Origin of the sequence: Comamonas sp. MYb21, from assembly GCF_037479395.1 — a bacterium.
In the GTDB taxonomy this organism is placed as follows: domain Bacteria; phylum Pseudomonadota; class Gammaproteobacteria; order Burkholderiales; family Burkholderiaceae_C; genus Comamonas.
Genome location: NZ_JBBGZC010000008.1, coordinates 289,956 through 309,625 on the forward strand (window position 1 = coordinate 289,956; position 19,670 = coordinate 309,625).

The 19,670-nt window shown below is 64.9% G+C and carries 18 protein-coding genes and 1 pseudogene; 10 read left to right on the top strand and 9 right to left on the bottom strand.

All coding sequences use genetic code 11. The features are described from left to right. Positions 1-101: 101 nt before the first annotated feature. On the top strand, positions 102-1,079 hold the full coding sequence (locus WH367_RS14060; RefSeq protein WP_339536582.1) for a LysR family transcriptional regulator: 978 nt from the start codon (positions 102-104) through the stop codon (positions 1,077-1,079). Between the two features lie 70 nt (positions 1,080-1,149). Here WH367_RS14060 and WH367_RS14065 read toward each other — a convergent pair whose 3' ends face one another. After that, positions 1,150-1,383 carry a hypothetical protein gene (locus WH367_RS14065; RefSeq protein WP_339520006.1) on the bottom strand — a complete coding sequence of 78 codons (234 nt, stop codon included), beginning with the start codon at positions 1,381-1,383 and terminating at the stop codon, positions 1,150-1,152. Between the two features lie 275 nt (positions 1,384-1,658). On the opposite strand from WH367_RS14065, the gene WH367_RS14070 reads away from it, so the two are divergent. Both WH367_RS14070 and WH367_RS14075 read left to right on the top strand, forming a co-directional pair. Continuing rightward, positions 1,659-3,050 carry an aminotransferase-like domain-containing protein gene (locus WH367_RS14070; RefSeq protein WP_339536583.1) on the top strand — a complete coding sequence of 464 codons (1,392 nt, stop codon included), beginning with the start codon at positions 1,659-1,661 and terminating at the stop codon, positions 3,048-3,050. 26 nt (positions 3,051-3,076) lie between these two features. Then, positions 3,077-3,724 (top strand): hypothetical protein, encoded by a 648-nt coding sequence (locus WH367_RS14075; protein ID WP_339536584.1) that lies wholly within the window; start codon positions 3,077-3,079, stop codon positions 3,722-3,724. A gap of 107 nt (positions 3,725-3,831) precedes the next feature. Here WH367_RS14075 and WH367_RS14080 read toward each other — a convergent pair whose 3' ends face one another. Then, a complete protein-coding gene (locus WH367_RS14080) occupies positions 3,832-4,941 on the bottom strand; it encodes an NADH:flavin oxidoreductase (RefSeq protein WP_339536585.1) in 1,110 nt (369 codons plus the stop codon). A gap of 100 nt (positions 4,942-5,041) precedes the next feature. Here WH367_RS14080 and WH367_RS14085 point away from each other — a divergent pair, with 100 nt between their 5' ends. The 3 genes and pseudogenes from WH367_RS14085 (at position 5,042) to WH367_RS14095 (ending at position 7,659) form a co-directional block, all read left to right on the top strand. Continuing rightward, entirely contained in the window at positions 5,042-5,935 is an 894-nt protein-coding gene (locus WH367_RS14085) for a LysR family transcriptional regulator (RefSeq protein ID WP_021028689.1), read from the top strand. Between the two features lie 191 nt (positions 5,936-6,126). Beyond that, positions 6,127-7,194, top strand: a pseudogene (locus WH367_RS14090) (FAD-dependent monooxygenase); the annotation flags it as partial. 30 nt (positions 7,195-7,224) lie between these two features. Continuing rightward, positions 7,225-7,659, top strand: a complete 435-nt coding sequence (locus WH367_RS14095; protein WP_339536601.1) for an aromatic-ring hydroxylase C-terminal domain-containing protein — start codon at positions 7,225-7,227, stop codon at positions 7,657-7,659. A gap of 22 nt (positions 7,660-7,681) precedes the next feature. Here WH367_RS14095 and WH367_RS14100 read toward each other — a convergent pair whose 3' ends face one another. The 6 genes from WH367_RS14100 to WH367_RS14125 all read right to left on the bottom strand — a co-directional run bounded on the left by WH367_RS14100 (position 7,682) and on the right by WH367_RS14125 (position 11,239). Then, positions 7,682-8,080, bottom strand: coding sequence for a hypothetical protein (locus WH367_RS14100; protein ID WP_021028687.1), 399 nt, complete (start codon positions 8,078-8,080; stop codon positions 7,682-7,684). A gap of 113 nt (positions 8,081-8,193) precedes the next feature. After that, the gene (arsH, locus tag WH367_RS14105; RefSeq protein ID WP_339536586.1) at positions 8,194-8,910 is read right to left on the bottom strand and encodes an arsenical resistance protein ArsH; all 717 of its coding nucleotides are present in this window, start codon (positions 8,908-8,910) and stop codon (positions 8,194-8,196) included. Next, complete coding sequence (arsB, locus tag WH367_RS14110; RefSeq protein ID WP_339536587.1) at positions 8,910-9,983, bottom strand: ACR3 family arsenite efflux transporter; 1,074 nt, start codon at positions 9,981-9,983, stop codon at positions 8,910-8,912. Before arsB ends, arsH begins: the two co-directional genes overlap by 1 nt. Before the next feature lie 2 nt (positions 9,984-9,985). Further along, positions 9,986-10,474, bottom strand: a complete 489-nt coding sequence (locus tag WH367_RS14115) for an arsenate reductase ArsC (protein ID WP_339519976.1) — start codon at positions 10,472-10,474, stop codon at positions 9,986-9,988. Positions 10,475-10,476: 2 nt separating this feature from the next. Then, positions 10,477-10,815, bottom strand: coding sequence for an ArsR/SmtB family transcription factor (locus WH367_RS14120; protein ID WP_339536588.1), 339 nt, complete (start codon positions 10,813-10,815; stop codon positions 10,477-10,479). Positions 10,816-10,951: 136 nt separating this feature from the next. After that, positions 10,952-11,239 (bottom strand): hypothetical protein, encoded by a 288-nt coding sequence (locus WH367_RS14125; RefSeq protein WP_339536589.1) that lies wholly within the window; start codon positions 11,237-11,239, stop codon positions 10,952-10,954. A 762-nt stretch (positions 11,240-12,001) separates the two neighbouring features. On the opposite strand from WH367_RS14125, the gene cobW reads away from it, so the two are divergent. The 4 genes from cobW to WH367_RS14145 all read left to right on the top strand — a co-directional run bounded on the left by cobW (position 12,002) and on the right by WH367_RS14145 (position 18,640). Beyond that, complete coding sequence (cobW, locus tag WH367_RS14130) at positions 12,002-13,078, top strand: cobalamin biosynthesis protein CobW (protein WP_339519979.1); 1,077 nt, start codon at positions 12,002-12,004, stop codon at positions 13,076-13,078. Further along, the gene (gene cobN / locus WH367_RS14135) at positions 13,078-16,896 is read left to right on the top strand and encodes a cobaltochelatase subunit CobN (RefSeq protein ID WP_339536590.1); all 3,819 of its coding nucleotides are present in this window, start codon (positions 13,078-13,080) and stop codon (positions 16,894-16,896) included. The genes cobW and cobN overlap by 1 nt, the downstream gene beginning before the upstream one ends. Further along, positions 16,893-18,002: an ATP-binding protein gene (locus WH367_RS14140; RefSeq protein WP_339536591.1), complete on the top strand. Its 1,110-nt coding sequence runs from the start codon at positions 16,893-16,895 to the stop codon at positions 18,000-18,002. Before cobN ends, WH367_RS14140 begins: the two co-directional genes overlap by 4 nt. Before the next feature lie 131 nt (positions 18,003-18,133). Beyond that, positions 18,134-18,640: a vWA domain-containing protein gene (locus WH367_RS14145; protein ID WP_339536592.1), complete on the top strand. Its 507-nt coding sequence runs from the start codon at positions 18,134-18,136 to the stop codon at positions 18,638-18,640. A gap of 410 nt (positions 18,641-19,050) precedes the next feature. Here the strand turns inward: WH367_RS14145 and WH367_RS14150 are convergent, their stop codons facing one another. Then, a complete protein-coding gene (locus WH367_RS14150; protein ID WP_339536593.1) occupies positions 19,051-19,185 on the bottom strand; it encodes a hypothetical protein in 135 nt (44 codons plus the stop codon). Positions 19,186-19,670: the final 485 nt, after the last annotated feature.

Genomic DNA, 19,670 nt, shown 5'->3' on the forward strand with positions numbered 1-19,670 from the left:
TGAATATTGCTTGCAGCGTAAAGGACAAGCCGAACTCACCCAAATTGAAAAATGTCGGTGCATTCACAAACAAAGTTATATCGACCAGGGGTTAACACCACATGCCAAGCCACTCGCCTGAAACCAGCAGCCACGCCATTCACCCCCGCGCACTGAACATGCGGCAGCTGGAGGTGTTCCATGCCATCATGACCACCGGCACCATCAGCGGCGCGGCCTTGGCCTTGCATGTATCGCAGCCGGCGCTGAGCCGGGCACTGGCGCACTGCGAAGCCCGCCTGGGCTATTTGTTGTTTGAGCGGCTGGGCAGAAGGCTGCAACCCACGCCCGAAGCCCAGCGCCTGCACGAAGAGGCGCGCGATGTGTACCGAGGCCTCGACCGGCTCAACAGCCTGGCCCAGCGCATCGGCCATGCGGGCGTGGACACCTTGCACCTGGCCTGCAGTGCCACGTTTGCCAACACCTTGATTCCGCAGGCACTGCAGCAACTGATGCGCTACAGCCCGCAATTGCGCGTCGACTTTCGCACGGCGACCTATGACGAGTTGCCAGAGTACCTGCTGTCGGGTCAAGCCGATGTGGGCGTTTCTTTGGTGGAATCGAACCACCCGGGCTTGAAATCACGCTTGCTGGGCCGCCAGCGCCTGCTGTGCGTACTGCCCCCGCAGCACCCGCTGGCGGACCAGGCCGTGGTGGATCCGCTTGCGCTGTGCGACACCGCATGGATCGGCTACCCGCCGGACACCCCGCTGGGACGCCTATCCGCCTCGGCGCTGGCGATGGATGCCAGCTCGGCGAGCATTCAGGTGCGCTCGCCGGCCATTGCCCTCAGTTGCGTTCAGACGGGCTTGGGCGCTGCCATTGTGGATGCCTCATGCATCCGGCATATCCCCCGCGATGACATCGTCGTCAGGCCATTGGCAACAGAGGTGTATTCCAGCATCTGGACGATAACGTCTGCGCGGCAGCCATGCCCGGCAACGGGCCAGCAATTCATCGATGCACTGCATGCGGTACTGAAACAGCTCAGTGCTGCCGAGCCCCAGCCGCCAGCCAGCAAAACTAGCGGCGCCGCCTAAGAACCTGTTCAAAGCATGCGGTGCCCGGCCCCGACCCAGCGATCAGCGGGGATGGACGGATGGCGGCCCATCAGGAAAACGTCAAATCCAAGCCCATGGTCCTGACCAAGGTAAAGGTCAGCAGCCCCAGCAGCAGTAGCGCCGCCAAAAAAATCGCCGCCACCTTGCCGCCTGCGCGCAGCACGGCGCGGGGGTCGCCACCCTTTTTGCCCTGGTCGTAATGCCATTTGATGGCAAAGAACATGCAGGTGCTGAACATGCCCAGCTTGAAGATCACGAAGACTACGGGGATCCAATCGATCATTTTGCAAATTTCCAGCCAATGACTTGGCACTGTCCGAGCCCCAGCAAGGCATGAGGCCGCAACGCCAGCGATTGCCATACCAGCATGGGCCGCTCTGCGTTCTGGTGCATAGTACGCAAAAGCAATTTCCATACATGCGGACAAATTGTCCCAGGGGCCGTCTGCAAAACCCTTGCCCAATAGGATGGAGCGGATCGCCCGAGTTGGCGTCCAGACCAAGGCAGTGCGTTATGCAGAGGACCTCTGAAACCATCCATACATCCTCAGATACAAGCATGCAAGAAGACGACGCCCTCCCTTGGTTGCCGCGACTGAGCGCGCGGGGCGGGCCACGCTTTTTGCAGATTGCCGATGCCTTGCAAGCGGCCCTGGCCGATGGGCTGCTGAAACCCGGGGATCGCCTGCCGCCGCAGCGCCATCTGGCGGCCTTGCTGGACGTAGACCTGACGACCGTCACCCGCGCCTACGACGAGGCCAGGCGCCGCAACCTGCTAGAAGGGCGCGGCGCGCGTGGCACCTATGTGGCAGCGCCCAAGGTGGCGCTGACGGCGGTGCTCGACCTGGGCATGAACACCCCGCCGCCGCCGGCGGGCCTGGATTTTGACGATCTGCTCAAGCAAGGCCTGTCGCAGGTCTTGATGGGCGCGGATGCTGCCCTGCTGATGACCTACCACCTGGGCGGCGGCAGCGATGTGGACCGCCAGGCCGGCGCCCAATGGCTCAAGCCCATGTTGGGGCCGGTCGATGCCGAGCAGTTGGTTGTCTGCCCGGGCGCGCAGGCAGCGATTGCCGCCTCCATCCTGGCACTGACCGAACCGGGCGATGTGATCCTGACCGAGCCGATGGGCTACCCCGGCCTGCGCGCAGCGGCTACGCAATTGGGCCGGCAGATCATCACCGTGCCCGCCGACCAGCATGGCATGCGGCCCGAGAGCCTGGAGCAGGCCTGCCGCCAGCAGCAGCCGGCGCTGCTCTACCTCAACCCCACCCTGCAGAACCCGACCGCCACCACGATGCCGCTTGCCCGGCGCCAGGCGCTGCTTGCCATCGCGCAGCGCAACCAAGTCCGCATCGTCGAGGACGACCCCTACTGGCTGCTGGCCGAAGCACCACCGCCACCGTTGGCCAGCCTGGCGCCCGAGCAGGTGCTGTATATCTCCACCCTGTCCAAATGCCTGACCCCAGGCCTGCGCGTGGCCTTTGTGCTGGTGCGCGATCCCGCGCTGCGCGAGCGCTTTCTGGCCGCGCTGCGCGCCTTTGCGCTGATGGTCTCGCCGCTGTCTGCCGCGCTGGCCACGCAGTGGATTTTGGGCGGCTCGGCCTATGGGCTGATGGAAGGCGTGCGCAAGGAGGCCCGCTTGCGCCACCGAATGGCGCGCGATCTGCTGGCGGGCCGCTACAGCGGCGCGGGCGATGGCCTGCATGTCTGGCTGGAACTTCCGGGGTATTGGAGTCCCGCCCAACTCGCACAAGCCGCCCAGCGCGAGGGCATCGCCGTCACCCCGGCCGAGGCCTTTGCCAGCGGCGCGGCAGACACTGCCCAGGTCAATGCCATCCGCATCTCGCTGGGCAGCATCAAGGACCGGGGGCGCTTGCAGGCGGGGCTGCAGCGCTTGTCGGCGCTGCTGGCGCGGCGCCCGGATGCGTTCACGGCTGCTGTGGTTTGACGACCGCTTTACCCAAGGACCCAGCCATGCCCGCACCAGAAGAAGACCGCGATCTGCTTGAGCACTACGTCGAGGCCGCTGCAGCTTTTCTTGCAGACCGCCCACATCTGCTTGCACCCCGTGAAGTGCTGGAACACACCGCGCAATTCGCCTACCACCCGCTGGTCCAGCAGTTGGGATGCTATGTGCTCGATGATGCAGACACCAGCGACCACCACCTTCTGGCCACCCGCTCGCCGCTCGCGGGCTGCGTGCTTTTCCTCAGCCACGATGGCGATACGCGCGCCGTTTTCGATTCGGCAACCAGCTTTTTGGTGGCGCTGCAGCAGGCGCAAGCCAGTGACCAGGAAGTCTCCGATCTGCATCCCGCGCTATCCCCTCTTGCACAGGACCAAGCTGCATTGGGTGCATGCATACACAGGCTGCTGGATGAACAGGAATGGAACGAAGTCGTGGTCGCACTGATTCCTTCGCTCAACCTGGAAGACAAGGACCTGTTGCACAGACTGGTGGCCGATGACGACTTCTTTCTCGGCGAGGCCGTCGCTATGGCCATCGAAAAGCGCCCTGACCAAGCACTGCTAACCATGGCCCAGCTGGCCGCAACGCATGCACATCCACAGGTTGCTCGGGCGGGAAAGCTTGCCGTTCAACGGATCCATCAGCTGGTCTAGGCTGCAGATACCACCCCGCCCGCCGCCTTATAAAAAATGGCAGTGTGAAGGGCTGAGGCACTCCAAATAGTCGCCGATACCTACCGCCAAAAGAAGGGCCTGTGCCTTCAGGCGGCGGCCAATTCCGATGCCTTGATATCCGCGATCGGCCCCAGAATGCTTCGGTCAAACGCCTTCATTGGCAGGCCTTGCTCAAGCTTGCGGGGCCAATCCGGGTTGCTGAGCGCGCCGCGCCCCAAAGCGATCAGGTCGGCGCCGTGGGCCAGCAGCTGCAGCGCGCGGTCGGCATCATGCAAACCGCCATTGGCGATGATGGTCAAGCCCGGCGCAAACCGGCGGGCCAGCTGAACCAAGCTCGGGCCTTCCGCGCCAAACGCGGGCTGCCAGGCTTCAAACTCGGTGAGATGGATGTAGTCCACGCCCGCATCCGCCAACGTGCCAAAGATGGTCTCAGCGCCTTGCTCGCCTTCGGCCCATTTATGGCCGAAGTCGTTCACCTTGCCCTGGGACACGCGAATGCCCACCGGCACATCGGCACCGACTGCCGCGCGCACCGCCTGGATCGTGGCAACAGCAGCCTCCAGGCGCTGAGGCAATGTGCCACCCCAGCGGTCCGTGCGCAGATTGGTATGCGCTGTCAGGAACTGGTCCAGCAGATAGCCGTTGGCCCCGTGGATCTCGACGCCATCAAAGCCTGCGAGGCCCACGGCACGGGCCGCCGCACTGCCAAAGTGGGCCACCACATCGGCCATCTCTTCTTGCGTTATGGCGCGCGGGATGGGGTACGCCCCTTCGCCCCGGTAAAACGGCATCTGCAGGCCGCGAGGCGGTACCGCAGACGGTGCAATCGTCTGCCCCGGCCGGTAGCGGTTGAACTGCGACAGCGTCCCGGCATGCTGCAGCTGCGCGATGGACCGCGTGCCGGAGGCCTGTAGTTGGGCGGTCAGCGGGCGCCAAGCCTGGGCCTGGTCATCGCTGGCCATGCCGGGCTGGTTTTCGTAGGTTTGCGACCAGGCCTCGTCGATAAAGCTGCCTTCGGTAATCACCAGCCCAAAACCACCTTGCGCAAAGCGCTGGTAGTAGCGCTGCATGGTGGCAGTCGGCAGCCCGTCGGGCGTTGCGGTCACGCGCGTCATCGGCGCCACCGCCAGGCGGTTGCGCAGGCTCAGCTGCTTCAGATCAAATGGCGTTTGCAGGGGCGAAGTATCCAGATTCACAAGATGTCTCATTCGTTGAAAATAACAATAACTAATCTAATGGCCTTCCCTGCCAAGCGGTAGTGGCACAAAATGGGATGCCTCAATATCAAAAATCGTTATGGATACCGATTCTGTGGCCGTCTTTGTAGCGGCCAGCACCGTGGGTAGCCTGGCAGGCGCATCGCGCCAGCTCGGCCTGACACCGATGGCCGCGTCGCGCCACCTGGCGGCGCTAGAGCGTTCGCTGGGCACGCGGCTGATGCACCGCAGCACCCGCGCCGTCACCCTTACCGCTGAAGGCGAGGAGTTTCTGCCCCTGGCCCGCACCATCCTCGATGCCGTTGGCGAGGCGGCCAGCACCCTGGCGCCTGCGGCACAAGGGGCCCATGGCCTGCTGCGTGTCACAACGCCCGGCGCATTTGGTCGGCGCATCCTGCTACCCGTGGCCGAGCAGCTCATGCAGGCCAACCCTGCACTGCGCGTTGATCTGCAGTTCGATGACAAGGTGACCGATATCACCGCCGCAGGCATGGACCTGGCCATCCGCATCGCGCCGCCCAGCGCATCAGACCTGGTTGCGCAAGAGCTGGCCCCCAACCCCAGGGTGCTCTGTGCCAGCCCCGCCTACCTGGCGCAGGCCCCCGCGCTGCACAGCTTGAAGGATCTCGACCACCATGCCTGCATCAAGCTCAGCAGCATGCCCAGTTGGCCGTTTCTGGTCGATAGCCAGGAGCGGCAGCTTAGGGTCAACGGGCGCTTTGGCTGCAACTCGGTGGAAGGCGTGCGCGCCGCCTGCCTGCGCGGCATGGGGCTGGCGATGATGACCCACTGGGATGTGGTGGACGAAACCGCAGACGGCCGCTTGGTCGCCATCACGCTCTCAGACGCCGTGCTCCCCAGCCTGTCGGTATGGGCGCTCTACCCCAGCCGCAAATACGTGCCGCAGCGGGTGCGCGTCTTGATGGCCGCGCTGAAATCGGCACTGGCACCTTCTTTAGACACAGCGCTATAATCCGCCCGTCGAAAAAGGCAGACTTGGTTTGGTAAGCCCAGGTCCTTCCACACGGAAGCGCTGACTCTGCCCGCGCATGGGTCCCCACGACGAACTTGCACCGCATTTGCTTGCGGCCATCGGTTCGTCCCAGGGGTTCTCAAGACAAAGAATCACTCCGGCCGAACGGTCAAACGAGAGAGGACATGTCCATGCCTACGATCCCCCATTACGACGTCATCATTGTTGGTGCAGGCCCCGTTGGCCTGCTGCTCAGCTGCGAGCTGCGGCTGGCCCAGTGCTCTGTGCTGGTGCTCGAGCAAGCCGGCGACCCGCACTCCCCGCTCAAGCAAGCGCCCTTTGGCATTCGTGGCCTCACTATCCCCTCGCTGGAGGCGCTGCAGCGCCAGGGCTTGCTGGAGGCCGTCACCGCATCTCTGCATGGTGGCGCGCCCGCCGCCTCGCGCCCCCACTGGCTGCAGCATGCGCGCCGGCCCGGCGGGCACTTTGCGGGCCTGCAGTTTTTCCAGGACCAGATCGACACCACACGCTGGCCCTACCGGCTGCCCAGCCCCGTCAGCGAGAGCATGCCCACGACAATGGAGCGCCTTGAATCGGTGCTGGCACGGCGTGCCGCAGAACTGGGTGTGCAGGTGCGCCGAGGGGTTCGCGTGACCGGCCTGGTGTAGTCAGCCGACAGCGTGCAAGTGCAAGCCGGTGATGCACAGCTGCAAAGCCGCTGGCTGGTGGGCTGCGATGGTGGCCGCAGCCAGATCCGCAAAGCCGCCGGTTTTGACTTTGCCGGCACCGAGCCCGAGTTCACGGGCTACTCGGTAGAGGCCACGCTGGAGAACAGCGCTGCCCTCAGCCCCGGCCGCCATTACACGGCCACGGGCATGTACACCTTCCAGCCGCCCGGCACGATCGCGATGGTCGATTTTGACGGCGGCGCCTTCCACGGCAGCACCCCCATTACTACCGAGCATGTGCAAACGGTGCTGCGCCGGGTCAGCGGCAGCGATGCCGCGATCACATCGCTACAACTCGCATCCACCTGGACCGACCGCGCCCGCCAGACCAGCAGCTACCGCAAGGGCCGCGTGCTGCTGGCGGGAGACGCCGCCCATATCCACTCGCCCTTGGGTGGCCAGGGCCTGAACCTCGGTCTTGGGGATGCGATGAACCTGGGCTGGAAGCTGGCCGCCACCCTCCAGGGCAATGCGCCAGCGGGCCTGCTGGACAGCTATACCGCCGAGCGCCACCCGGTCGGCGCCCAGGTGCTGGACTGGTCCCGCGCCCAGGTCGCCCTGATGCGGCCCAGCCCCGCCACACGCGCCCTCGCCGATATCCTGCGCGACCTGGTCGCCACGCGCGACGGCGCCACCTACTTTGCCGATCGCGTCTGGGGCGCGACGCTGCGCTATGACCTCGGCGACCCCCACCCCTTGGTCGGCCGCAGCGCGCCCGACTTTGCGCTGGCCGATGGCTCGACCCTCGCTGGCCATCTGCAGACCGGCCATGGCTTGCTGCTGGACTTTGGCAGCGCCGCGCCGTTGCGCGACTTGTCAGCAGGGTGGAAGGGGCGCCTTCGCTATATCGCCAGCAGCGCGGCTGATGAACTTGGCTTGCAATCGCTGCTGGTCCGCCCGGATGGCATCGTCGCCTGGGTGGGTGAAGGTGTTGTGGAGCAGGACCAGGCGGCTGAGGCAATTCAACGCTGGTTTGGCCAGCCGCTGCAGCGCTGATGCGCGGGCGGGGGGCCGGACCTTAATCCGGCTCCGGCCAAAACATCTTTCGGACCTGGTCGTTGAAGTAAGGCAGCATCAAGGTCAAACCGCCCGAGGCATTGGCCAGAAAATCCAGCACTTGGGCCCAGGAGGACTCGACGGAGAGCCAGTTGTTGCCGACGATAAACAGCAGCCCGCAGGCGGTGGTGACCAGGTTGAGCGCAGGCGCCCAGGGACGAAAGCGCATGCAGCCATAAAAACCGGCGGTCCAACCCAAGATGATGAAGCACAGCAGCACGACCATCTCCCCCTCCAGCGCGATAGGAAACCGCAGCGGATGCTGCGAGGACAGCAGCTCGGTCCTGAAATCCATGCGGATGGACAGCACTAACAGCAGGACGGTGGCGATAACGAGCAGGCGGTAGCGATTTTTGGTCATGGGTCTGGGGCAAGTTGCGCCATGCTAGCAAATCGCCAACCGCTAGCGGCCTTCCTCTATGAGTCTTCTCAGCCCTCAGGACTGTGTCACCCCTTTTGTATCCCGCGCAGCGCTCACAGGCTCGCCAAGGTCTGGGCATGCATCTTTGCGCGCTCCTCCTTGCGCTCGCTGTAGCGGTCCACCAGATACGGCGCAAGGTCCCGGGTCAGCAGGGTGAACTTCAGCAGCTCCTCCATCACATCCACCACGCGGTCATAAAAAGGCGATGGCTTCATGCGCCCCTCGTCGTCAAACTCCTGGTAGGCCTTGGCGACCGAGCTTTGGTTGGGAATGGTCAACAGGCGCATCCAGCGGCCCAGAATGCGCAGCTGGTTCACGGCATTGAAGGACTGCGAGCCGCCGCTCACCTGCATGACCGCCAGCGTCTTTCCCTGCGTGGGCCGCAGGGCGCCTTCGGACAGCGGTATCCAGTCCACCTGGGTCTTCATGATGCCGGTCATCGCGCCGTGGCGCTCCGGTGAAGTCCAGACCATGCCTTCGCACCACCGCACCAGCGCGCGCAGCTCCGCCACCTTGGGGTGGTCCTCCGGCACGGTATCGGGCTGCGGCAAGCCGTCGGGGTCGTAGATGCGGACCTCGGCCCCCATGCCTTCCAGCAGCCGCGCTGCCTCCTGGGTCAGGAGCCGGCTGTAGGAGCGCTCACGCAGTGAGCCGTACAGCATCAGGATGCGCGGGGCATGGGCAGACAGCTGGCGAGGCTGCAGCTGCTGCGGGCCAGGGGCCTGGAAGCTGCGGGCGTCGATATGGCGGGAGATGGCATCAGCAGACATCAGTGTCCTTGGTTGGATGCAGCTGGCAGGGCATCCTCGTACCAGCGCTTGGATCGATTGACAACGGCCACGACGGCCAGCATCACCGGCACCTCGATCAGCACGCCGACCACGGTGGCCAGCGCTGCGCCCGAGTTCAGGCCAAACAGGCTGATCGCGGTGGCGACGGCCAGTTCAAAGAAGTTGCTGGCGCCAATCAGCGCCGAGGGCCCGGCCACGCAATGGGCCACCCCCAGCTTCTGGTTGAGCCAGTACGCCAGCCCGGCATTGAGCACCACCTGCACCAGGATGGGCACGGCCAAGAGCGCAATCACCAAGGGCTGCGCCAGGATCGACTGGCCCTGGAACGCAAACAGCAGCACCAGCGTGGCCAGCAAGGCCAGGATGGACACCGGCCCCATCAGCTCGGCGGCCCGGCCCAGTGCCTGGCTGCCGCGCCTGAGCAGGTATTTGCGCAGCATCTGGGCCAGCGCCACCGGCACCAGGATGTAGAGCACGACCGAGACCAGCAAGGTGTCCCAGGGCACCGTGATCGAGGAGATGCCCAGCAGCAAGGCGACGATCGGCGCAAAGGCCACCAGCATGATGGCGTCATTCAAGGCCACCTGCGACAGCGTGAAGTACGGGTCCCCCTTGCACAGCTGGCTCCAGACAAAGACCATCGCCGTGCAAGGCGCTGCAGCGAGCAAAATCAAACCGGCAACGTAGCTGTCTATCTGCGCAGGATCGAGCCACTGCGCAAACACATGGCGCAAAAACAGCCAGGCCAGCAAGGCCATCGAAAACGGCTTGAGGCCCCAGTTGATGAACAAGGTCACCCCTATGCCACGGGCATGGCGGCGCAGCTGCGACAGCGCAGAAAAGTCAATCTTGAGCAGCATGGGAATGACCATCACCCAGATGAGCACACCCACCGGCAGGTTCACCTTGGCCACCTCCATCGCAGCCACGGCCTCGGTCAGGCCCGGCACGGTATAACCCAGGCCCACGCCAGCGCAGATGCACAGCAGCACCCAGAGCGTGAGGTAGCGCTCAAACCCACCGATCACCGGCTTGGTCTCAGGCACGGGCATGTTCAAGACTCCGCAATCCGCTGCACTGCCGCTTGCAGCGCCTGGTTGCCTAGCTTGTCAAACGGCAGTTGAAGCAGCTGCAGCATGCGGTAGGCCAGCGCCTGGCGGGTCAGCTCAAAGCGCTGGGCTTGCTCCTCGCTGGCGGCCTCGGAGGGGTCCGGGTAGCTCCAATGGGCACGCACTGGCGCGCCCGGCCACAAGGGGCAAGGCTGGGCAGCGGCGCTGTCGCAGACGGTGATGACCACGCGCATCTCTGGCATACCAGGCTGCGCAAACAGGTCCATGCTCTTGCTCGCCAGCGCCGATACATCCACACCCGCAGCACGCAACGCCGCCAGTGCCTGCGGGTGGACACGGCCACTGGGTGCAGCGCCGGCGCTGAAGGCTTTGGCATCGATGCCCAGTGTCTGCGCCCAGTGGTTGAACATGGCCTCGGCCAGCACGCTGCGGGCCGAGTTGTGGGTGCACAGCACCAAAACATGGGTGGTCATCGTCAGCAGCCTTTGTCGCTGGCAGGGCAGCACTGGGGAGCAGTCACCTCGCAGCGGGCGCCCGCGCAGCAGTTCTCGGTCAAATAGCGCAGAACGCCATCCATGCGCACAAAGTCCGCGCGGTAGACCAGGTTGCGGCTCACGCGCTCCTGCGTGACCAGGCCCGCATGGACCAGCTCCTTGAGGTGAAAGGACAGCGCCGTGGCCGCAACGCCCAGCGCCTCCGCCAACACCGAGGGCGTAAGCCCGTCAGCCCCGGCCACCACCAGCGCACGAAACACCCGCAAGCGGACCTGGTGGGCCAGTGCGGCCAGCGATTTGATGACATGGTCTTCATTCATATTTCAATGATACTTGAAATATTGAAATAAAGCACCAAAAACTTTGCAGCGAGCTGTGATGGACACCCAAAGGCCACGCCGCCTCGGCTAAAAACTTACAGTAACTCGGCGCCCCTTGGTTCAGTGCCGAAGGCAGCTATTGCTGGCAGGCATCTTGTATCCACTGCAGCGCCTCGCGTGCACCGCGCATGTCGTGCATCGCATCGACCGCGCCGACTGAGACCAGCAGCTTTTGGGATGCAACGGCTTTGGCCAGGGCGGCGCCCTCCAGCGTCAGCACCCCAAAATGCCGGATAACGCCAGCAGCTTCCGTCAAAGGTGGCGGAAGAGGAACGCCGTCCAATGCGATCGCCAAAGCCCCGCTCGAAAGCACCGCCCGCATGGGCACTGCCGCAATCGTCAAGGATGTGCCATTGAGCGTCATCCCCCCACCCACATGCCTGGCAACACAATCCTGCTTTCCAGTCGCAGGGTCCACTGCACGCGTCAGCGTCCACCAACCGATTTCTGCAGCCCGCCCAGTAGGCTCAGTCGGCCCAGCGGGCGCCGCGCAGGCGCTTCGCACACTGATGGCGATCAACAATGCAGCCATGATTCGCCCCATATCCACTCCCGCACCGTCAAAGACAAGAGGCCATTGTGAAGGATAGGGTGCCTGCCCGGTGCCTCAAGCCAGCCGTTGGCATGCCCCGCAAGAACCCACGCCAGCAGCCATGGCGGGCCGCTATCGCCGCAGGCAAAGGCAGTAGAATGGCCCGCACTTGTTCGCAAAGAAGCCGGTGACAATCCGGCACGGTCGCGCCACTGTATCGCTGCCGCAGGCCCCGGGCTCGCCCCGCGCCTTGCGCTGCCAAGTCAGACCTTTGTGCCAAGCCACCCCCGAACCAGCTGCAACCGGCATCAAGCCCGCTGGTTTGCCTAGGACGCGCTTTTCCTGGAGTTCCCATGCAGACACCTGCCCCCAGCCGCCGCTTGGCGCTGCCCTTGCACCCGGCGCTATGGCGCACAGGCCTGGCCTGGCCGTTGGCGGGATGCGGCCGCTAGGCGGCCAGCACTCGTCCAGCGCCGGCCCCGGCCCCCGCCCCGCCTCCCCCTTTTTGTTTCAGACTGCCGCGCGCACTGCGCCCAACGGCCCCGCCCCAGGCTTGCCCGGCAGCCCTGCCCCTTTTTATTTGGAGACATCCCCATGCGCACCAGCCAGAAGATTCCAGCCACCATCGTCACCGGCTTTCTGGGCAGCGGCAAGACCACCTTGCTGCGCCATATCCTGTCCAATGCCAACGGCCGCCGCATTGCGGTGATCGTCAACGAGTTCGGCGAGCTGGGCATTGATGGCGAGATTCTGCGTGGCTGCGGCATTGGCTGCGAAGACGAGAACGGCGAGCAGGCCGGCCAACTGTATGAGCTGGCCAATGGCTGCATGTGCTGCACCGTGCAGGAAGAGTTCTACCCCGTGATGCGCAAGCTGATCGAGCGCCGTGGCGATATCGACCATATCCTTATCGAGACCAGCGGCCTGGCCCTGCCCAAGCCCCTGGTGCAGGCCTTCAACTGGCCCGAGATCAAGAACGCCTGCACGGTCGATGCGGTAATCACCGTGGTCGATGTGCCAGCCGCTGCCGCCGGCCAGTTTGCCGCCAACCCCGCTGCGGTCGATCTGCAGCGCAAGCAGGACCCCAACCTCGACCACGAGTCGCCGCTGCACGAGCTGTTTGAAGACCAGCTCATCTCCGCCGACCTGGTGGTGCTGAGCAAGCTCGACCAGGCCAGCGCCGCCGACCGCGCCGCTGTCGAGGCCCTGGTGCGCGAAGACATTCCGCCTGCCGTCAAGATCGTGGCTGCCGACCATGGCCGCATCGACCTGGATGTGGTGCTGGGCCTGTCCAGCGCGTCCGAGGAAAGCATCGAATCGCGCAAGGGCCACCACGAGCACGAAGCCGGCCATGTGCATGACGAGCACGACCATGACGATTTCGACTCCGTCGTCGTGCAGCTGGGCGAGGTGGAGCGCGAAGCACTGCTGGCCCAGCTGGCCGATGTGGTCGCGCAGCAGACTGTCTACCGCATCAAGGGCTTTGTGGCCCTGCCCGGCAAGCCGATGCGCCTGGTAGTGCATGGCGTGGGCAAGCGCTTTGACAGCTACTTTGACCGCCCATGGCGCGCCGATGAAAAGCGCGCAAGCCACCTGGTCTTTATCGGGCATGACCTGGACGAGGCAGCGATCCGCGCCCAGCTCGCCGCCAGCCCGGTCGGAGCGCTCTGATGCATTTGCTCGCGGTCCAGCCCGGTGGCTTTGTCGACGACGAGGCCTTTGTCTCCAGCCTGGGGCAAAGCCCGGCCGACATCGTGATCCTGAGCGCCGCAGACACCACCTTGGCCCTGCTGGCGCAAGCCTATGCGCAGCTGCGGGCCGGCATGGATGGCGAGCAACTGCCCAGCGTGCGGCTGGCCAATCTGATGTACCTGCGCCAGCCCGCATCGGTCGATCTGTATGCCGATGAGGTGCTGCAGCATGCCAAGCTCATCATCATCGACCACCTGGGCGGCGAGAGCTACTGGCCCTATGGCACCGAGCGCGTCATGGCGCTGTGCCGCGCCCACAAGATTGCGCTGGCCATGTTCTCGGGCGACAGCAGTGAAGACCTGAACCTGCTGCAAAAAAGCACGGTGGCGCAGCAAGACTGCCGTACCTTGTGGCGCTACCTGCGCGAAGGCGGCCTGGCCAATGCGCGCGAGCTGTTTCGCTTTGTCTGGCACGGCCTCCTGGGCGGCCCGCATGCGGCGCTGCCCCCGCGCCCCCTGCCAGCGGTGGCCGTCTACCACCCCGGCAGTGATGAGGCCACGGTCGCCACCTGGCAGCAGCCGGGCCCGCTGCAGTGGCAGCCCGGCGCGCCAGTGGTCATGCTGCTGTTCTACAAGGCGCATCTGCAGTCGGGCAACACCCAGGTGTTTGCCGACCTGTGCCAGGCCTTGCTCGCCCAGGGTATGAACCCGCTGCCGCTGGCCTTGCAATCGCTGAAGGACGCCGGCTGCCTGGCGGCCTTGCAGGCGCTGTGCGCCAGCGAAGAGGTCGCACTGATCCTCAACACCACCGCCTTCTCGCAGGCCTCGCTCGATACACCCGGCGACCATGCACTGGCAGGCGATATCCCCGTGCTGCAGCTGATCCTGTCGGGCAGCAATGAGCAGACCTGGCTGGACAGCACCCATGGCCTGCAGCCGCGCGACATTGCGATGCATGTGGCCATGCCCGAGGTCGATGGCCGTATCATCACGCGGGCGATCAGCTTCAAGGGCCTGTCGCACCGCAGCGATCTGACCCAATCCGATGTGGTGCAGTACCAGGCCCACCCCGAGCGCATGGGCTTTGTCGTGGCGCTGGCCCAGCGCTGGTGCCAGCTGCGCAGCAAGCCCAATGCCGACAAGCGCCTGGCGCTGGTGCTGGCCAACTACCCCAGCAGCGAAGGCCGCATCGGCAATGGCGTGGGGCTGGATACCCCCGCCTCCGTGATTGAAATCCTGCGCGCGCTGGCGGCCGATGGCTATGCCGTCGATGCCATGCCCGCCGACAGCCAGGCGCTGATGGACTTGCTGCAGCAAGGCATCACCAATGCGCCCGATTCCTGGGCCACGCGCGCCGCCTGGCAAAGCCTGAGCCTGGACGACTACCTGCAGTACTTCAATACCCTGCCAGCCGCCAACCAGCAGGCCATCACCGAGCGCTGGGGCGCACCCGCACAAGATCCGATGCTGCGCGAAGGCCGCTTTATGGTGTCCGGTCTGCGCCTGGGCCAGATCTTTGTTGGTGTGCAGCCTGCACGCGGCTACCAGCTCGATGCGCTGGCCGCCTACCATGACCCGGATTTGGTGCCGCCGCACTACTACCTGGCCTTCTACCACTGGCTGCGCAGCCAATGGCAGGCCGATGCGATGGTGCATGTGGGCAAGCACGGCAACCTCGAATGGCTGCCCGGCAAGAGCGTCGCGCTGTCGGCCAACTGCTGGCCCGATCTGGTGCTCGGCCCCCTGCCCCACCTCTACCCGTTTATCGTCAATGACCCCGGCGAAGGCACGCAGGCCAAGCGCCGCGCCCAGGCCGTGATCATTGACCACCTGATGCCCCCGCTCACCCGCGCCGAAAGCTATGGGCCCACGCGCGATCTGGAGCGCATGGTGGATGAGTACTACGAGGCCGCCACCCTGGACCACAAGCGCGCGCAAATCCTGCGCCAGCAGATCCTGGCCCACATCGTGCAGCACGACCTTCACCAGGACCTGGGCCTGCAAGCCCCCGGCAGCGATGAGGAAGAGCAGCAGCTGCTCAACCGCACCGATGCCTACCTCTGCGAGTTGAAGGAAAGCCAGATCCGCGACGGCCTGCATATCTTCGGCGTCTCGCCCGCTGGCCGGCTGGAGACCGACACCTTGCTCGCCTTGGCGCGCCACCCCGTCGGTGGTGGCAAGGGCGCGAACCAAAGCCTGGTGCGCGCACTGGCCCGCGACCTGGGCCTGGACTTTGACCCGCTGGACGCCGACTGGTCCGCTGCCTGGACCGGCCCGCGCCCCGCCCTGCTTCAAGACCTGCAAGATCTGCAGAACCAGCCCTGGCGCCACCACGGCGACACGCGCGAGCGCCTGGAGCTGCTGGCCTTGCAGATCCTGGCCCCCGGCGCCGCCTTGCCGCCAGCACTGGCCGAGCTGGCCGACGGCCACACCCAGGCCGTGCTGCGCCGGGTGCAGCAGGATCTGCGCCCGCGCCTGGCCGCCTGCGGCCCGCAAGAGCTGCTGCAACTGCTGCGCGGCCTGGCGGGGCGCTTTGTGCCAGCGGGCCCGAGCGGCGCGCCCACGCGCGGCCGGCCCGATGTGCTGCCCACGGGGCGCAATTTCTTCTCGGTCGATACGCGCGCCATCCCCACGCAAACCAGCTGGGGCATGGGATTCAAATCGGCGCAACTGCTGGTGGAGCGCTACACGCAAGAGCATGGCGAATACCCGGTCACCATTGGCCTGTCTGTGTGGGGCACGGCCACCATGCGCACTGGCGGCGACGATATCTCGCAGGCCTTTGCGCTGATGGGCGTGCGCCCCACCTGGGCCGATGGCAGCTGGCGCGTCAGCGATTTTGAGGTGCTGCCCCTGCATGTGCTGGGGCGGCCCCGGGTCGATGTGACCTTGCGCGTCTCGGGCTTTTTCCGGGATGCGTTCAGCAATGTGATCCGTTTGTTTGATGCCGCCGTGCAAAAAGTGGCGGCGCTCGACGACGAAGACGCCGCGCAAAACCCGATCCGCGCCCGCGTGCTGGCCGAGGCCGCGCAGCTGCAGCAGCAGGGGCTGGACGCCAAGGAGGCGCGCCACCAGGCGGGTCTGCGCGTTTTTGGCGCCAAGCCCGGCAGCTATGGCGCGGGCCTGCAGGGCCTGATTGACAGCGGCCAGTGGCAAAGCGACGAGGACCTGGCAACGGCCTACCGCAACTGGGGGGCCTATGCCTACGGCCAGCACGACGAAGGCAGCCAGGTGCCCGAGACCTTTGTGCGGCGCCTCGCCGAGATGCAGCTGGTGCTGCACAACCAGGACAACCGCGAGCACGATGTGCTCGACTCCGGCGACTACTACCAGTTCCAGGGCGGCATGGCCGCTGCCGTGCGCCACTACAGCGGCCAACAACCGGCCATGTACTTTGGCGACCACAGCAACCCCGAGTCGCCACGCATGCGCAGCCTGCAAGAAGAGATCAGCCGCGTGGTGCGCGCACGGGCCACCAACCCCAAGTGGATCGAGGGCGTGCAGCGCCATGGCTACAAAGGCGCGTTCGAGATTGCCGCCACCGTGGACTACCTCTTTGCCTTTGATGCCACGGCCCGTGTGGTGCGCGATGACCAATACGCCCGCGTGACCAATGCCTTTGTCGCCGATGACACCACGCGCGCCTTTATGCAGCAGCACAATCCGCAGGCCTTCCACGGCATGTGTGAGCGCCTGCTTGAAGCCATACAGCGTGGCCTGTGGCAAGCGCCCGGCGACTACCCCCAATTGCTGGAGACCCATTTGCTCGAGACCGAACACCTGCTGGAGATGCGATGAGCACCGCCACCGATCTGCATTTTCCCTTCAGCGCCATTGAGGGCCAGGCCGCGCTGCAGCAGGCCTTGCTGCTCTTGGCCGTCGATCCGCAGCTGGGCGGCGTGCTGGTGGAAGGCCCGCGCGGCACTGCCAAATCCACCAGTGCCCGCGCGCTGGCTGCGCTGCTGCCCAGCGGCCATTTTGTCAATCTGCCGCTGGGCACCACTGAAGAGCAACTGCAAGGCACGCTCGATCTGGAAGCTGCCCTGCAGTCCTCAGCCGTGCAGTTCCGCCCCGGCCTGCTGGCCCAGGCGCACCAGGGCATCTTGTATGTGGACGAGGTCAACCTGCTGCCCGATGGCCTGGTGGACTTGCTGCTCGATGTCAGTGCCAGCGGCACCAACCGCATCGAGCGCGATGGCGTATCGCACCAGCATGCCGCGCGCATTGCACTGATCGGCACGATGAACCCCGAAGAAGGCCAGCTGCGCCCGCAGCTGCTCGACCGCTTTGGCCTGTTTGTGCGCCTGCCCAATGTGCCCGATGTGGACACGCGCAAGCGCATTGTGCGCGCCCGCATGGCCTTTGATGCGGACCCGGCCCATTTCTGCGCCCAGCAAGCGGAGGCACAAGCCCGGCTGCGCGCGCAGATTGCTGCCGCACGGCAGCAGTTGGCCAGCGTCGTCTGGCCCGATGCAGTGTTTGATGCCGTTGCACAGCTGTGCCAGCAATCCGGTGCCGAAGGCGTGCGTGCCGACCTGGTGATGCTGCGTGCCGCCCGCGCCCAGGCCGCGCTGGCGGGCCATGCCGAGGTCAGCCTGGCCGATGTGCAGGCCGTGGCCGAGCTGGCACTGGCCCACCGCCGCAGTGCCGATGCGGCGCAGCCGCCATCGCCGAGTGGCCAGGCCAACGATCCCAACGGTCAACAAGACCAACAGCAGCAACCGCAGCGGCAACCGCCAAACCAGGCACAAACCAAAGAGCAAACCAGCAAGGCCGACGCCCCCAGCAACAACGCCAATGCCAACCACAGCCAGCCCGATGGCTGGGGCGGCATGGCCGCGCCGCGCCACACCGGTATCGAGCCCGTCAAGGCCCTGCGGCCCTTTATCGCAAAAAAAGCCTGACGCGCCTCAGCCTGGCCGGCAAGGCCAAGCTGGGGCGCGCGCAGAGCACGCAGCGCGCCGGCCGCCTGCTGGCAACGGCCAGCCAGCGCATTGACTGGCCGCGCAGCCTGGCCGCCAAAGGCCAGGCCAAGTTGGCGCGCCCGCACCTACGCTTTCGCAAGCAGCCCGCCGGCGCGCAGCTGATGCACTGCGTGCTGCTCGATACCTCCGCCTCCATGCTGCGCGGCCAGCAGCTCGCCCGCGCCAAGGGCTACCTGCAGGCCATTGCCGAGCAGGCCTACCGCCAGCGCGACAAGCTCTGCGTGCTGGGCTTTAGCGGCGACAGCGCCTATGTGATCCAGGCAGGGGCCAAGGCCCAGGCCTGGAACGAGGGCTGGATCCGCCCGATTGCCGGCGGCGGCGGCAGCCCGTTGGCCAGCGCCATCAGCTTGCTGGAGCGCCTGCTGCAGCGCGCCCGTCGCCAAGGCCCCGTGCATGCCTGCGTCTGGCTGCTCAGCGACGGCCGCTTTGCCCAGGTGCCCGAGCGCCCCAGCTGCGCCGAGCAGATCACCGTCGTGGGCTTTGACCGGGGTGGCCTGTCATTGCAGCTGAGCCAACGCCTGGCAGCACGCTGGCACGCGGATTGGATACCGGCCTGAGCCAGTGCCTTGCGCCGCCATGGCGGCTCGTTGAGCTTACAAATCCTCTTGCTGCATACAAATGGAGAACCGACGCTCACCCTGCTGTCGGTTCTTCGTGCGTGTCGGTCCTCCGTGAGTTTTGAATTTTTCTCAATGAAGTTTGAACTCGGAGCGCTCTGAGCGCACCCAGAGGGCGTGACGGGGCGACTTTCAGCCTGTCGCGGCCCCTGTGATTGCAGCGAGGCTGCTGTTGCGCTTGGTCAATTTGAAGCTAGGATGGCTGCTGTCGGTCAATAACAGGCCGTCTCGGCAAATGAAAGCAGAAGCTCCACGTCCCAGCTCAGCGGGCGAAATGCCAGGCCACCATGCCCAAGGCTTGATAGCAGCCCCCTTACGCATCAGGTGGGATGCATTGTTGCAGGCCTACATCAAAAGAGATGTACAAAGCTAAGAATCGCCGACCAGGCCAGCTCAAGCAAAGCCCACGCGGAAAACAATCCGTTCATCACAAGAAAAAGCGCGCCAACGACAATCACTAAAGCGATGAGTTGCACAGCTTTCATGCGATGAAGTCTCCCGAAAAAGCCAATTTTTCATTATGCATAGCTGTCTCCTACCGATAAGGCTTATCGTGTAGCGTGGGTTATACACTGTCCCCCTGGGTCGGCCTGCGACGGTCGCGGATCGGCCACAAGCAGACTTTCCAATGAGCACTGGAAAGCAGTCGTTCACAATTCCCGACCAACTGAGGGTTGACTCCATCAACCCATGTGCTCCCTACCCATTGAAGCTGCCTCGCTCAAAGTGAAGTGTTGGCGGCCTCTTTGACTCCTCTGGCATTAGCTGCAAAACATTGATTTCATTGCGCGAGCCTAGGCGGATCCGCTGGAGAAATGTGCCAGCTCCCTGTGAAACGAAGATTTGAAGCTGCCCGTCTTGGTATAGACCTTTGTTGAAAGGAAAGAGCAGCGTGTTGAATCGCCCCGGGTTTCCTAGACACCTCTGAGCCTCAAATCTGAGGCCCAATAGGAGGTGCCATGACGAACAA